This is a genomic window from Pseudomonas sp. LBUM1660, assembly GCF_059695935.1.
On the sequence record NZ_CP166795.1, the window covers coordinates 1,152,496 to 1,167,680 of the forward strand.

The window sequence follows — 15,185 nt, forward strand, 5'->3', positions numbered from 1 at the left end:
AGGCGATACATAATCCCAATGAAATTATTTTCAGATTTTTGATGAGGTAAACCCGACCCTCATCCGTGTAGTGACTGAAACTGCGAGTCATTCGCATCCCGTAGGTTCTACACAGGTCATTGAGCAATGAAGTCCAGGGCAAAATCGGGTTCGGTCAAACAGTGGTTGGGTGCTTCTGCACTAAGTATGTCGGCGTTGGCCTTGCTGCCATCGAGCGTCGCATCGGCCGCTGAGGCGGGCAACACGCAGCAGCGCACGCAGTTCAGTTTCGCCATCGCTGCCAAGCCGCTGCCCCAGGCCTTGAGCGACTTCAGTCGCGTCACCGGTATCAGCGTGGTCTACACCGATGAAGCGCCCTACGGCCTCACCGCTCCGGCGATCAATGGCCAGTTGAGCGCCGAGCAGGCCCTGCAGCGTTTGCTCAGCGGTTCGGGTTTCACCTTCCGCCGTAGCGATGCTCACACCCTGGTGCTTGAACCGCTACCCAGTGCCGGCACGTTGAATCTGGGCACCACCACCATCAACTCGGTGGCCGGTCAGTCCATGAGCTATCAGCCGCCGCCCACCAGCTCGGTGATGCGCTCGTCGGCCTTGCTCCAGGAAATTCCGCAGACCGTCAACGTCATTACGGGCCAGGTCATTCGCGATCAGGCACCGCGCAATCTGGATGACGCGTTGGCCAACGTCAGCGGCATCACCCAGGGCAACACGCTGGCGAGCACTCAGGATTCGGTGATGACCCGCGGTTTCGGCGACAACCGCAACGGCTCGATCATGCGCGACGGCATGCCGATCGTGCAGGGTCGAGGCATGAATGCGACCGTGGACCGAGTCGAAGTGCTCAAGGGCCCGGCCTCGTTGCTTTACGGCATCCAGGACCCGGGCGGCGTGGTCAACATGGTCAGCAAGAAACCCGAACTTGAGCAATACAACGCCCTGACGCTGCGCGGTTCGACCTACGGCGACGGCAAAAACGGCAGCGGCGGCGGCCTCGACAGCACCGGCGCACTCGGTGATTCCGGCTTCGCTTACCGCATGGTGCTGGACCACGAAGACGAAGATTACTGGCGCAACTTCGGCACCCACCGCGAGACGCTGGTGGCGCCGTCACTGGCCTGGTTCGGTGAAAGCACCCAGCTGTTGTTCTCCTACGAACACCGCGAGTTCCTCACCCCGTTCGACCGAGGCACGATCATCGATCCGCGCACCAACCACCCGTTGGACATCTCGCGCAATGAACGCCTGGACGAGCCGTTCAACAACATGGAAGGCCGCTCGGACCTTTACCACTTCGAAGCCGATCACGAGCTCAACGACAACTGGAACGCCCATTTCGGCTACAGCTGGAACCGTGAAACCTACGACGCCAGCCAGGTGCGCGTCACCGCCATCGACACCCGACGCGGCACGTTGACCCGCAGCATGGACGGCACCCAGAACGCTATCAGCACCGACCGTTTCACCACCGCCAGCCTCGAAGGCAAGGTGAACGTGCTGGGCCTGCAACATGACCTGGTGTTCGGCGTCGATGACGAGTACCGCAAGATCTACCGCGAAGACCTGATCCGCCAGAAAAGCCTGAGCACCTTCAGCTACGTCAACCCGGTCTATGGCCGCGAAGTCGCCGGCACCACGGTCAGCCCGGCGGACAGCGCGCAGACCGATGAGCTGCGCAGCGATTCGATCTTCCTGCAGGACTCGATCCACCTCACCGATCAATGGATTTTCGTCGCGGGCGCACGCTTTCAGGAATACGACCAGTACGCTGGCAAAGGCGTGCCGTTCCAGGCCAACACCGACAGCAACGGTCAGAAATGGGTGCCGCGCGCCGGTCTGGTCTATCGCTTCACCGATGAATTGTCGTTCTACGGCAGCTACACCGAATCATTCAAACCCAACTCGACCATCGCGCCGTTGAGCGGCAGCAGTACCGTGCTGGATGGCAGCATCGCGCCGGAAGAAGCCAAGTCCTGGGAAGTCGGGGCCAAGCTTGATATGCCAGGGCGCGTGACTGGCAACGTCGCGCTGTTCGACATCAAGAAACGCAACGTACTGGTGGCCAACTCCGAAGGCCCGGTGACGATTTACAGCGCCGCCGGTGAAGTACGTTCCCGTGGTCTGGAACTGGATTTGAGCGGTCAGCTCAGCGACCGTTGGAGCATGATCGGCAGCTATGCCTACACCGACGCCGAAGTCACTGAAGACCCGACCTACAAGGGCAAAAAACTGCAAAACGTCGCGAAGAACAGTGGCTCGCTGTCGGCGGTCTACGACTTCGGCACCATTGTGGGCGGTGATCAATTGCGGGTCGGCGCGGGTGCGCGTTATGTCGGCGAGCGGGCGGGTAACGCCGTCAACGATTTCGACCTGCCGAGCTACACCGTGGCCGATGCGTTCGCGACCTACGACACCAAGGTTGAAGGGCAGAAGGTCAAGTTTCAGCTCAACGTGAAGAACCTGTTTGACCGCACCTACTACACCTCGGCGGCGAGCCGGTTCTTTGTGTCGATGGGGGATTCGCGGCAGATTTCGCTGTCCAGCACGTTGGAGTTCTGACGGAAAACCGCGTCATCGTTCTTCGCGGGCAAGCCTCGCTCCTACACGTTTTACGTTGTCCTTGTAGGAGCGAGGCTTGCCCGCGAAGACGGCATGACAGGCGCTGCAAATTTAGGGACTACCGCAAAAACGCCTGCCGATACTCCCCAGGCGTCCCCCCCCAAACCTGCCGAAACCGATTGGTGAAATGACTCGCACTGGCAAACCCACACGCCAGCGCAATCTCCCCCAACGGCTGCGAGGTCGAACGCAACAACTCCCGCGCCCGGCTCAGTCTGCGCGCCAACACATACTGATGCGGCGGCAAGCCAAAGCTCTCGCGAAACATCCGCGCAAAGTGATATTCCGACAGCGCACACAACGCCGCCAATTGCCCCAGGCTGATCGCCTCGGCCAACTGATGGTTGATGAACTCCACCAACTGCCGCCGCTGATGCGCCGCCAATCCGCCTTTTAACCGCAAGCCCTCACGCATCCCGACCTGGCCGAGCAACACGTGGCTGAGCATTTCATGAGCCAGGCTGCTGGTGAGCAAACGTTCGCCTGGCTCATCCCAGTTGAGTGTGAGCATTTGCCGAAAGCGTCGGGCCTGTGCCGGGTCGTCGAGGAAAGTCGCTTCGCGCAATTGCAGTTCGCGAGGCTCGCGGTCCAGCAGCGTGACGCAGCCGAGGGCGAATTGTTCGGGGCTGAAATACACGTGGGCCAGGCGAATGTCGCCGTTGATCACCCAACCCGATTGATGCTCGGCCGGCAGAATGCACAGCTTGTCGGGGCCACCCTTGGTGCCGGGCTGGTCGCGGCGGAATGTGCCGGTGCCGCCGGCGATGTAGCACGACAGCGTGTGGTGGCTAGGCGCCTCGTAGTCCTGGGCGTCGTGATGGTTGCTCCACAAGGCCGCAGCCATGCCGTCACCGAGCTCGGCGCTGTGCTCGAGGCGAGCTTTGGGCGAGCGCTTGAGGGCTTGAAAGACTTGCAGGGTTTCCAATGCGGGCATGATCGGTTCTCTCCAACGCCTTGCATCCTACTCCGTAGACGTTGGCCTGCCAGCCTGTCGGCCTACAAAACCGCAAGTTTATGCAAGTGCGCCAGGGCCTGGCGCAGGACACTGAGCCCCTATTGAGGAGCCTTTGCCATGAACCTGTCGTTGTATTTATTGACCGTGCTGATCTGGGGCACCACCTGGATTGCCTTGAAATGGCAGTTGGGCGTGGTGGCCATTCCTGTGTCGATCGTTTATCGCTTCGGCCTCGCGGCGCTGGTGCTGTTTGTTCTGTTGCTGCTCAGTCGGCGCCTGCAAGTGATGAACCGTCGCGGGCATTTGATCTGTCTGGCGCAGGGCTTGTGCCTGTTCTGCGTCAACTTCATGTGTTTCCTCACCGCCAGCCAGTGGATTCCCAGCGGTCTGGTCGCGGTGGTGTTTTCCACGGCCACGTTGTGGAACGCCCTGAATTCACGGGTGTTCTTCGGCCAGAAAATCGCCCGCAACGTTTTGATGGGCGGTGCGTTGGGGTTGGCCGGGCTTGGCCTGTTGTTCTGGCCGGAACTGGCGGGCCACACCGCCAGCCCTGAAACCCTGCTCGGCTTTGGCCTGGCGCTGCTCGGGACCCTGTGTTTCTCGGCCGGCAACATGCTCTCGAGCCTGCAACAGAAGGCCGGTTTGAAGCCGTTGACCACCAACGCCTGGGGCATGGCGTATGGCGCCGCGATGCTGTCGGTGTGGTGCCTGTTCAGGGGCATTGCGTTCGACATGGAATGGAATGCGCGCTACATCGGCTCGCTGCTGTACCTGGTGATTCCAGGGTCGGTCATCGGCTTCACCGCTTACTTGACGCTGGTCGGGCGTATGGGCCCCGAGCGGGCGGCCTATTGCACCGTGCTGTTCCCGGTCGTGGCGCTCAATGTCTCGGCGTTTGCCGAAGGCTATCAATGGACAGCGCCGGCATTGGCGGGGTTGGTGTTGGTGATGCTCGGCAACGTACTGGTGTTCCGCAAACCCAAGGCGCCGATAGCGCAAGGCAATGGCAAACTCGCATGAAAACGTTGGGGCCGAGTGCGCTTAGCGCTCGGTCCGGAGCGCGATGAATATCAGCAGCGGAAGGATGAAATCGACAATATGCCGGGCCCAGTCCTTGGCGTTCCAGGTTTGTGATTCGTCCATGTTGAACCATTCGACGCCGATCACTTGCAGACAAACGTAGTAGACAAATATGGCGATCATTAATCCGATGATTGAGAACTTTTTGGCCTCATGGAACATCTCGGAAGACGCGTTTATGTTTCGGTAAAGGTGATAGGCACCGACCAGGCAAAAGGCGGTATAGATCACTTCAAGGGTAATGATGAACCAGTAGATTCGGTGGTGGAGCATGGGTGAAGTGATTGCCCGGTAGTTCAGGTTGATGTTTTCTCGGGTGGTGTCCATGCTCAGGATGTGGCCGACATATTCATAGTTGGATGGGTAGTCGGTGAAGTTGCTGTACATCACCAGAAGGCCGAAAAAGCTTATATAGGCCATTAATGATAATTTGCTGTATCTGACGATCTTGTCGGTGGTAAGGCTGTTCAAGGTTAGTGTGCTCCATCACTATTTTCCGTGGGTCGGATAAGTAGTGTGGAGTGTATAGCCCTTGAACTTTTTTAGTGAGATGACTGAATTGCAAGTTATGTAACGGGCGGGCAGAGACTTTATAAGTCTCTGCCCGTTTTAGTTAGCCTTTCCACACTTGCGGGTTGACCAGATCTTGCGGCCGCTCGCCCAGCAGTGCGCTACGCAGATTAGCCAACGCACGGTTGGCCATGGCCTCGCGGGTTTCATGGGTCGCGGAGCCGATGTGCGGCAACGTCACCGCGTTTTTCAGCTGGAACAACGGCGACTCGGCCAGCGGTTCTTTCTCGTAGACGTCCAGCCCGGCGCCGCGAATGCGGTTGTTTTGCAGCGCTTCGATCAGGGCGGGTTCATCCACGACCGGACCGCGGGCAATGTTGACCAGGATGGCGCTCGGCTTCATCAGGGCCAGTTCGCGGTGGCTGATCAGGTGGCGGGTTTTCTCGCTGAGGGGCACGACCAGGCAGACGAAATCAGCTTCGGCCAGCAATTGATCCAGGCTGCGGAACTGCGCGCCCAGTTCCTGCTCCAGTTCAGTCTTGCGGCTGTTGCCGCTGTAGAGGATCGGCATGTTGAAGCCCAGTCGCCCGCGGCGGGCAATGGCTGCGCCGATGTTGCCCATGCCGACGATGCCCAGGGTTTTGCCGTGCACATCGCAACCAAACAGCGGGGCGCCGACGGTGGCTTGCCATTGGCCGGCCTTGGTCCAGGCATCGAGTTCGGCGACGCGGCGGGCGCTGCTCATGAGCAGGGCGAAGGCCAGGTCGGCGGTGCTTTCTGTGAGGACATCCGGCGTGTTGGTCAGCATGATCCCGCGTTCGTTAAAGTAGGCGACGTCGTAGTTGTCGTAGCCGACGGAGACGCTGGAGACGACTTCAAGTCTGGCGGCGTTTTCCAGTTGCGCGCGGCCGAGTTTTCGACCGACACCGATCAGGCCGTGGGCGTGGGGCAGGGCTTCGTTGAATTGGGCGTTGATGTCGCCGTTTTTCGGGTTGGGGACGATGACGTCGAAGTCTTGCTGGAGGCGCTCGACCATTTCCGGGGTGACGCGGCTGAAGGCGAGGACGGTCTTTTTCATGGGAGGAGGGCTCGTCGGGGCTTGGTGAATGCCAAGCACGCTAACATTCTTCTCCGTTGTTGTGCGAGTTCGCGGATTGCCGGGGGTAACTGTAGGAGCGAGGCTTGCCGGCGAAGGCGGCCTGACAGCCGACCTGTCTCTCTCAGGTGTACATATCCATTTCTGCGGTAACGGCGGCTGGCGGTTTCGCCCTTACGGCGACTCACTTTTTTTACAAACGCCTAAAAAAAGTAAGCAAAAAAACGCTCGCCCCAAGCGTCCGGCCCCTCGCCTAGGCTCGGCGTACCTTCGCTCCGGTATCCATCCGGGGACACTGCCCTCCGGTCTGCTTCGCGACGACCTACATGCAGCGTGTTCGACTGCGTCGAACGGCGCTGCGCGCCACTCCCCGGATGAACACCTCCACTCAGCCTCCCGAAAGGGGCGGGTGGATCAAGATCAAGAGCTGCAGGCGAGCTAACGCTCGGCCTGATGAGTGGTGAGAAGCGGATGTACGCCGGGCCCTTGTAGGAGCGAGGCTTGCCTGCGAAGGCGGCCTGACAGCCGACCGATATCTTGCTGATGCACCCAATCCAATTGTGGGAGCTGGCCTGCCAGCGAAGGCGGCCTGACAGCCGACCAATCTCTTACTGATGTACAAAATTCAATTGTGGGAGCTGGCTTGCCTGCGAAGGCGGCCTGACAGCCGACCAATCTCTTACTGATGTACAAAATTCAATTGTGGGAGCTGGCTTGCCTGCGAAGGCGGCCTGACAGCCGACCGATATCTTGCTGATGTACAAAATTCAATTGTGGGAGCTGGCTTGCCTGCGAAGGCGGCCTGACAGCCGACCGATATCTTGCTGATGTACAAAATTCAATTGTGGGAGCTGGCTTGCCTGCGAAGGCGGCCTGACAGCCGACCGATATCTTGCTGATGCACCCAATCCAATTGTGGGAGCTGGCTTGCCTGCGAAGGCGGCCTGACAGCCGACCAATCTCTTACTGATGTACAAAATTCAATTATGGGAGCTGGCTTTCCTGCGAAGGCGGCCTGACAGCCGACCGATATCTTGCTGATGCACCCAATCCAATTGTGGGAGCTGGCTTGCCTGCGAAGGCGGCCTGACAGCCGACCAATCTCTTACTAATGTACAAAATTCAATTGTGGGAGCTGGCTTGCCTGCGAAGGCGGCCTGACAGCCGACCGATATCTTGCTGATGCACCCAATCCAATTGTGGGAGCTGGCCTGCCAGCGATGGCGGAGTGTCAGCCGACATCAGTGCCGGATGTCGGACCGCAATCGTCGGAACGCCGCCCGGAGCAGGCTCGCTCCCACAGGGGGATTAGCTGTGTGGCGCAGGTTTTGGTATGGCTACGTTATCCAGCATCCGGTTCGCTGCCAGTTCGGCCAGCATGACGATCTGCTGGATCGCCATCGCCTTGTGCCGGTGTGGGCCTTCCAGATAGTCCGCGAAGTCGCTCGCCATCACGCTGGCCTGGGCCAACGACTCGCAGGTATGGGCTAGCAGGTCTTCGTCTTTGATATCCGGTGCGATCAAAAACATCGTGCTGGGTTTGCGCGCGGCAGGAGATCTGAGTGCGGCGGGGTTGAGGTAGTGATCCAATGCGCGTTCGGCGGCATCGTGGAGTTTTTTGGAATCGAGGGATTCGTAGGGGGAAACGTCGTCGGTTTCCGGGGGATTCGGGGTTTCTTTGATCATGACAGTTACTCGAAATGGGATTAATCGAGCTGCCATTTTCGTTTCCAAGCGAAAGGGTGGCAGCCATGCGCGGTTTGGAAAACCGATATCCCATCAAAACCGGCAGACCCGAAGGTCTCCCGCGCACAGCCGCCATAACAAGGAATTGCGTGCTGAAAAAAGCGCCGCAGTATGCCATGTGCTGTGATGGGAATCAGGTTTCCAAGCCTGGCCGCTGATTTTGCAGCGACCCACAAAGCCTACCCATTTCCCGTCTGACCCAACAACCGACAGAACTTGTCAGAAACATCCGCCAAAATCACCACGTCTGTAGGACCAGATGTTTAAATGTTTCACGAACTTTCAAACTGTGTGTCCCGTCTTATCACCCTCAAAACTGTATTTCACGTGCTCCAGACCTTTGATGTTCGTCATCTGGCCCACAACTTGGCGTGCATCAAGTTTGTCTTTAAATGTGAAATTAAACGTAGCGTCGAGCGTACCTTTGGCAAGATCGAAATTTATATCAATGTGCCCCGCATCCAACCTCGAGTAATAGGGGCGAAACCAGGTGAGTCCATTTTCATCGATCCAATGTAGAGAGAAAGAAGGCGGTTCAACTGGGCTGTTTTCATAAAACTCATGTCGCTGGTTTTCAATATTCGCCGGAAATAGAAAAGTGATAGTCATCCAGTTTTTGTCGTCAGTTTGATGGAGGGCTTTAAGGAAAACTTGGATGTCATTGGTGTAAAAGTGAGTGGCTTTTCCATCAAATTGGCCAAATTTTTGAATCTCCGCTGTCAACGTGCCCGATACGGCTTTGGAGGTTGTGTTTTGTTCAATCAAGTAAGTTGTCATTTCGTTTTCCCTTTCATAACGACAATAAGTCGAATCTACGTCATGAAGTCTCCTTGACCCAATAAACGCCGTCTACTGTCAGAAATTACAGGTATTACGAACTTACAGTGTCTTTTCGCGACATCAACCGGTGAGTCGGCATTCCTTTGCCATAAGCCAATGAGGCGTGGCGGCTAATTCGCCACCCTGACCCCACCCAGACTCCCACTCAATTCATACGCCACCAATTCCGCCTGATGCGCCGCCAATATTTCCGGCAACGACCCGCGCAGGTACTCGACCCAGGTCTTGATCTTCGCGTCCAGGTACTGCCGCGACGGGTAGATCGCATACAGATTCAGTTCCTGCGAGCGGTAGTTCGGCATCACTCGCACCAGCGTGCCGTCACGCAGCCCTTCAATCGCCGCATACACCGGCAACACGCCGACGCCCATGCCGCTGGTGATCGCGGTTTTCATGGCATCGGCCGAGTTCACCAGGAACGGCGAGCTGTTGATGGTGACCATTTCCTGGCCTTCCGGACCGTCGAAGGTCCATTTTTCCAGCGGGATCACCGGGCTCACCAGGCGCAGGCACGCGTGGTTGAGCAAGTCGCTGGGTTTGTGCGCGCAGCCGTTGGCTTTCACATACGCCGGCGAGGCGCAGACGATGCTGTAGGTGATGCCCAGGCGCTGGGAGACGAAGCCCGAGTCCGGCAGTTCGCTGGCCAGGACGATGGACACGTCGTAGCCCTCGTCGAGCAGGTCCGGCACGCGGTTGGCCATGGTCAGGTCGAAGGTGACGTCGGGGTGAGTCTTGCGATAGCGGGCGATGGCGTCGATCACGAAGTGCTGACCAATGCCGGTCATGGTGTGCACTTTGAGCTGCCCGGCCGGGCGCGCGTGGGCGTCGCTGGCTTCGGCTTCGGCTTCTTCGACGTAGGCCAGGATCTGTTCGCAACGCAATAAATAGCGTTTGCCTGCTTCGGTCAGGGCGATGCGGCGGGTGGTGCGGTTGAGCAGGCGGGTTTGCAGGTGGGCTTCCAGGTTGGAGACCGCGCGCGAGACGTTGGCCGTGGTGGTGTCCAGTTGCACGGCGGCGGCGGTGAAGCTGCCGGCCGCGGCCACGTAACTGAAGGCGCGCATGTTTTGCAAAGTGTCCATGGGGTGCTCTCGGGTGCGATGGCAAATTGTGACACAAGGTTTCAGGGTCTGAGACCCCGACCAAGGGATTATCGCGTTAACGGTAACAAAGATTCACAGGATTCCCAGCTTATCGCCATTCAGGCCGCCGCCTAGAATTGCGCCGGTCTTTGTAGGAGCGAGGCTTGCCCGCGAAGGCGGCGTAACAGTCACCAACGATGTCGACTGATACGCCGTCTTCGCGGGCAAGCCTCGCTCCTACAGGACCTCGTACGCCCCTTCTTTCAGGAAATCGCAGCAGTGCCGCGTCGCATCAACAGAGCGCTTCAGACGCTCAGTGTTCTGGCTTTATCCCTGACCATCAGCGGCTGCATCGGAACCGGAGGTATTGCCCCGCAGGGCAAGGCACTGGAGGCCGATTCCCTGGCCACCGACGAAGCCATTCAAAACGCTGCGCAGGACGCTCACTGGCCCACCGCACAATGGTGGCAGGCCTATGGTGACCCGCAATTGAACCGCTGGATCGACCTCGCCGTGCAAGGCAGCCCGACCATGGATCTGGCCGCCGCGCGGGTGCGGCAGGCCAAGTCCATGGCCGGCATCGCCGAGTCCGCCGAGTCGTTGCAGATCAATGGCGAGTCCACCCTCAAGCGTCATAACTGGCCCGCCGATCAGTTCTACGGGCCGGGGGCGTTGGCCAACACGACCACTTGGGACAACAACGCCGCGCTGGGTTTCAGCTATGCCCTCGACCTCTGGGGCCGCGAAAGCAACGCCACCGAGCGCGCTGTGGACATGGCGCACATGACGGCCGCCGAAGCGCGTCTGGCCCAGCTCGAATTGCAGAACAACATCGTGCGCGCCTACATCGAACTCTCGTTGCACTACGCGCAGCGGGACATTGTCGAGGCGACCCTGAAGCAACAGCAGCAAATTCTCGACCTTGCGCAGAAGCGTCTGAACGGCGGCATCGGCACGCATTTCGAGGTCAGTCAGGCTGAAACGCCGCTGCCGGAAACCCATCGTCAGATCGATGCGCTGGACGAAGAAATCGCCCTGAGCCGCAACCAATTGGCGGCCCTTGCCGGGAAAGGCCCGGGCGAGGGCGCGCAGTTGCAACGACCCGCGCTGTCATTGGCCGCGCCGCTGAAACTACCGTCGGCGCTGCCCGCACAATTGCTCGGTCAACGCCCGGACGTGGTTGCCAGTCGCTGGCAAGTCGCGGCCCAGGCGCGTGGTATCGATGTCGCCCATGCCGGTTTCTATCCCAACGTCGATCTGGTCGGCAGCCTCGGCTACATGGCCACCGGCGGCGGGGCGCTGGAGTTTTTGACCGGCAAGAAACTCAACTACAGCGTCGGCCCGGCGATCTCGTTGCCGATCTTCGACGGCGGGCGCTTGCGTTCGGAGCTGGGCGAAGCCTCGGCCGGGTATGACATCGCCGTGGCCAGGTACAACCAGACGCTGGTCAACGCGCTGAAAAACATCTCCGACCAGTTGATCCGCCGCGAGTCCATGGACAAGCAGCAGACCTTCGCCGCCGAGTCGGTGGCCACTGCGCAGAAGACCTACGACATCGCGATGATCGCGTATCAGCGCGGGCTCACCGATTACCTCAACGTGCTCAATGCGCAGACCTTGTTGTTCAAACAGCAGCAGGTTCAGCAGCAGGTTCAGGCAGCGCGGCTAAGTGCACATGCTGAACTGGTGACGGCTTTGGGCGGTGGACTCGGCGCGGGTGACGATGTGCCGGAAGACAGCCGGACAGCTGCACCGAAAACCCCGACGCTTCTCAAGTGAACACAAACCCTGTGGGAGCCAGCCTGCTGGCGATTGCGATGTGTCAGGTGACCTCAGCATTGACTGACACACCGCAATCGCCAGCAGGCTGGCTCCCACAGGTTCGCCACCTGACTGAATTAAAGTGAGCAGGATTCCATGACCCCCTTGCCCGCACCTCTGCGCTGGCTGTACTCCCTTGAATGGCGCCGTGGGTTCTTTGACTGGGCACGCAGCGACGGCGTGACCTGGGTCTACATTTTCAAAGTGCTGTTCGCCGCGTTCCTGACCCTGTGGCTGGCGATGCGTCTGGAGTTGCCGCAACCGCGCACGGCGATGATCACCGTGTTCATCGTCATGCAACCGCAAAGCGGCCAGGTGTTCGCCAAGAGTTTCTACCGCTTCCTGGGCACCCTGACCGGGTCGGCGGTGATGGTGGCGTTGATCGCCTTGTTCGCGCAAAACACTGAACTGTTCCTCGGCTCGCTGGCGATCTGGGTCGGCCTCTGCTCGGCCGGTGCGGCGCGTTATCGCAACTTTCGCGCTTACGGTTTCGTGCTCGCCGGGTACACCGCCGCGATGGTCGGTTTGCCCGCGTTGGCCCACCCGGATGGCGCGTTCATGGCCGCGGTCTGGCGCGTATTGGAAATCTCCCTGGGGATTCTCTGCGCCACCGTGGTCAGCGCCGCGATCCTGCCGCAAACTGCCAGCGCGGCGATGCGCAACGCCTTGTATCAGCGCTTCGGCGTGTTCGCCTTGTTCGTCACTGATGGCTTGCGCGGTCGCAGCAAACGGGACGCTTTCGAAGCCAGTAACGTGCGCTTTATCGCCGAGGCCGTCGGGCTGGAAGGGCTGCGCAGCGTCACTGTGTTCGAAGACCCGCACATGCGCCGGCGCAACGGACGACTGAGTCGCTTGAACAGCGAATTCATGGGCATCACCACGCGGTTCAACGCCTTACACCAATTGCTCGAACGCTTGCGCAGCAGCGGCGCTGACCACGTGGTGGCGGCAATAAAACCGGGGTTGCAGGACCTGGCGGAATTGCTCGATGGCTTCAGCGGTCGCGCCTTGACCAGCCCCGACGCCGCGCGCCTGGCCAGCGCATTGGCGACCTACAAGGAGAACTTGCCGGCGCGGGTTCGCAGCCTGCGGACGACCTTTCAGGAAAGTGCGCCGAGCGATACCGAGCAGCTCGATTTCCATACCGCCTACGAACTGCTCTATCGCTTCGTCGACGAGTTGCACAGTTATGCACAGACCCACGCCTCACTGGCCGATCACAGCCACGCGCGCGAGCGTTGGGACGAACCGTTCACTCCGCAAACCAACTGGATGGCGTCGGCGGCGTCGGGGATTCGCGCGGCGTTCATTCTGGTGGTGCTGGGCAGTTATTGGGTAGCGACGGCGTGGCCGAGCGGGGCGACCATGACGCTGATCGCCGCGGCCACCGTCGGTCTGTCCGCCGCGACACCGAACCCTAAGCGCATGGCCTTTCAGATGGCGTGCGGGACGTTCCTCGGGGCGCTGATCGGCTTCGTCGAGATGTTTTTCATCTTCCCGTGGATCGACGGTTTTCCGTTGCTGTGCGTGATGCTCGCACCGGTGATTGTGCTCGGTTCGTTCCTCACATCGCGGCCGCAATATGCCGGTGTCGGCCTCGGGCTGCTGATCTTTTTCAGCACCGGTTCGGTGCCGGACAACCTCACCGTCTACAACCCTTACGCGTTCATCAACGACTACATCGCCATGGTGCTCGGCATGCTCGTGTGCGCGGCGGCCGGGGCGATTATTTTGCCGCCGAACAGCCGCTGGTTATGGCGCCGACTCGAACAGGATTTGCGCGGGCAAGTGGTGTATGCGATCAGCGGCAAACTCAAGGGCCTGGCGTCGAGTTTCGAAAGCCGGACCCGGGACTTGCTGCATCAGGCTTACGGCCTCGCGGTGGGTCAGCCGCAGGTGCAACGGGACTTGCTGCGCTGGATGTTCGTGGTGCTGGAAGTCGGCCACGCGATCATCGAGTTGCGCAAGGAGCAGGCAATTCTGCCGGTGCATCCGGCCTACGCCGAATCCCAGCCGTGGCGCCAGGCAATCCGTGTGATGGGCCGCTCGCTGGTGCGGCTGTTCCTGCAACCGAGCCAGAGCAATCTGGAGCGCGGCTTGATCGCGGTCGACCATGCCATCAGCCGCGTGCAAGCCACCGACGAACCGTTCGCGCCGCACTTCGACACCTCCGCGTTGCGTCGGGTGAAGAGTTATCTGCACTTCATCCGCACCTCGCTGTTGGACCCGCAATCACCGCTCGCCGGCTACATAAATGCTGTTGCCAACACCTCGCCCCAGGGACTTAAACATGCCTCGTGAAATCGCTTTCCACGGCGTGTACATGCCGACCATGACGCTGATGTTTTTCATCGCCGCGGCGCTGGCCTGGGCGCTGGACCGGTTGCTGTCCGGGTTCGATCTGTACCGCTTCTTCTGGCACCCGGCGTTGCTGCGCCTGAGCCTGTTTACCTGTCTGTTCGGTGCCCTGGCGCTGACTGTCTACCACTGACTCTCTATCTCTGAAGAATGCCCTGATGAAAAAGCTTTTCAGCCTGCTCGCCACGTTGCTGGTGCTGGCCCTCGCGATAGGGATCGGCCGGACCCTCTGGGTGCACTACATGGACACGCCGTGGACGCGCGACGGCCGGGTGCGTGCCGACATCATCAACGTCGCCGCCGATGTCACCGGGGAAGTGGTGGACGTGCCGGTGCGCGACAACCAACAAGTGAAGAAGGGCGATTTGCTGATGCGCATCGACCCCGAGCACTACCGCATCGCGGTCAAACAGGCACAGGCCCTGGTGGCCTCGCGCAAGTCGACGTGGGAGATGCGCAAGGTCAACGCCCATCGCCGCGCCGACATGGATGCGTTGGTGATCTCGAAGGAAAACCGCGACGACGCCAGCAATATCGCCGACTCGGCCCTGGCCGATTACCAGCATGCCCAGGCGCAACTGGAAGCGGCTGAACTGAACCTCAAACGCACCGAAGTGCGCGCCGCCGTGGACGGTTACGTGACCAACCTCAACGTCCATCGCGGTGACTACGCGCGCATCGGCGAAGCGAAAATGGCCGTGGTCGATATGAATTCGTTCTGGGTGTATGGCTTCTTCGAGGAAACCAAACTGCCGCACGTGCGGGTGGGCGACAAGGCCGACATGCAGTTGATGAGCGGCGAGGTGTTGAAGGGGCATGTGGAGAGCATTTCCCGGGGCATCTACGACCGCGATAACCCGCAAAGTCGCGAGCTGATTGCGGATGTGAACCCGACGTTCAACTGGGTGCGCCTGGCGCAGCGAGTGCCGGTGCGGATTCACATTGATGAAGTGCCGGAGGGGGTCCTGTTGGCGGCGGGGATTACCTGCACCGTTGTCGTTAAATCTGCGGCTGGCGAGTGACCCTGTGGCGAGGGAGCTTGCTGCCGTTGGACTGCGTAGCAGTCCCCTCTTGGGGCCGCTTC

General features: G+C 59.9%; 12 protein-coding genes. 6 read left to right on the forward strand and 6 right to left on the reverse strand.

What is annotated here, in order from left to right:
• The first annotated feature begins 126 nt into the window (after positions 1-126).
• Positions 127-2,556, forward strand: coding sequence for a TonB-dependent siderophore receptor (locus ACA068_RS05295; RefSeq protein WP_497308161.1), 2,430 nt, complete (start codon positions 127-129; stop codon positions 2,554-2,556).
• 118 nt (positions 2,557-2,674) lie between these two features.
• On the opposite strand, the gene ACA068_RS05300 is transcribed toward ACA068_RS05295, so the two are convergent.
• Positions 2,675-3,550, reverse strand: a complete 876-nt coding sequence (locus ACA068_RS05300; RefSeq protein WP_497308162.1) for a helix-turn-helix domain-containing protein — start codon at positions 3,548-3,550, stop codon at positions 2,675-2,677.
• 138 nt (positions 3,551-3,688) lie between these two features.
• Between ACA068_RS05300 and ACA068_RS05305 the strand changes: the two genes are divergently transcribed.
• Complete coding sequence (locus ACA068_RS05305; RefSeq protein ID WP_497308164.1) at positions 3,689-4,591, forward strand: DMT family transporter; 903 nt, start codon at positions 3,689-3,691, stop codon at positions 4,589-4,591.
• Positions 4,592-4,612: 21 nt separating this feature from the next.
• On the opposite strand, the gene ACA068_RS05310 is transcribed toward ACA068_RS05305, so the two are convergent.
• The 5 genes from ACA068_RS05310 to ACA068_RS05330 all read right to left on the reverse strand — a co-directional run bounded on the left by ACA068_RS05310 (position 4,613) and on the right by ACA068_RS05330 (position 9,922).
• Positions 4,613-5,122: a DUF2165 family protein gene (locus tag ACA068_RS05310; RefSeq protein WP_497308166.1), complete on the reverse strand. Its 510-nt coding sequence runs from the start codon at positions 5,120-5,122 to the stop codon at positions 4,613-4,615.
• Positions 5,123-5,264: 142 nt separating this feature from the next.
• On the reverse strand, positions 5,265-6,239 hold the full coding sequence (locus ACA068_RS05315; protein WP_497308168.1) for a 2-hydroxyacid dehydrogenase: 975 nt from the start codon (positions 6,237-6,239) through the stop codon (positions 5,265-5,267).
• 1,326 nt (positions 6,240-7,565) lie between these two features.
• Positions 7,566-7,943, reverse strand: coding sequence for a DUF6124 family protein (locus ACA068_RS05320; RefSeq protein WP_497308170.1), 378 nt, complete (start codon positions 7,941-7,943; stop codon positions 7,566-7,568).
• Positions 7,944-8,285: 342 nt separating this feature from the next.
• Complete coding sequence (locus ACA068_RS05325; RefSeq protein ID WP_497308172.1) at positions 8,286-8,780, reverse strand: hypothetical protein; 495 nt, start codon at positions 8,778-8,780, stop codon at positions 8,286-8,288.
• Positions 8,781-8,953: 173 nt separating this feature from the next.
• A complete protein-coding gene (locus ACA068_RS05330) occupies positions 8,954-9,922 on the reverse strand; it encodes a LysR family transcriptional regulator (RefSeq protein WP_497308174.1) in 969 nt (322 codons plus the stop codon).
• A gap of 279 nt (positions 9,923-10,201) precedes the next feature.
• On the opposite strand from ACA068_RS05330, the gene ACA068_RS05335 reads away from it, so the two are divergent.
• From ACA068_RS05335 to ACA068_RS05350, 4 genes are all read left to right on the forward strand, one after another.
• A complete protein-coding gene (locus tag ACA068_RS05335) occupies positions 10,202-11,701 on the forward strand; it encodes an efflux transporter outer membrane subunit (protein ID WP_497308176.1) in 1,500 nt (499 codons plus the stop codon).
• 138 nt (positions 11,702-11,839) lie between these two features.
• Positions 11,840-14,044 (forward strand): FUSC family protein, encoded by a 2,205-nt coding sequence (locus tag ACA068_RS05340; protein WP_497308178.1) that lies wholly within the window; start codon positions 11,840-11,842, stop codon positions 14,042-14,044.
• The gene (locus ACA068_RS05345; RefSeq protein WP_497308179.1) at positions 14,034-14,234 is read left to right on the forward strand and encodes a DUF1656 domain-containing protein; all 201 of its coding nucleotides are present in this window, start codon (positions 14,034-14,036) and stop codon (positions 14,232-14,234) included. The genes ACA068_RS05340 and ACA068_RS05345 overlap by 11 nt, the downstream gene beginning before the upstream one ends.
• A gap of 25 nt (positions 14,235-14,259) precedes the next feature.
• Positions 14,260-15,123 (forward strand): efflux RND transporter periplasmic adaptor subunit, encoded by an 864-nt coding sequence (locus ACA068_RS05350; RefSeq protein ID WP_497308180.1) that lies wholly within the window; start codon positions 14,260-14,262, stop codon positions 15,121-15,123.
• The last annotated feature ends 62 nt before the right edge of the window (positions 15,124-15,185 follow it).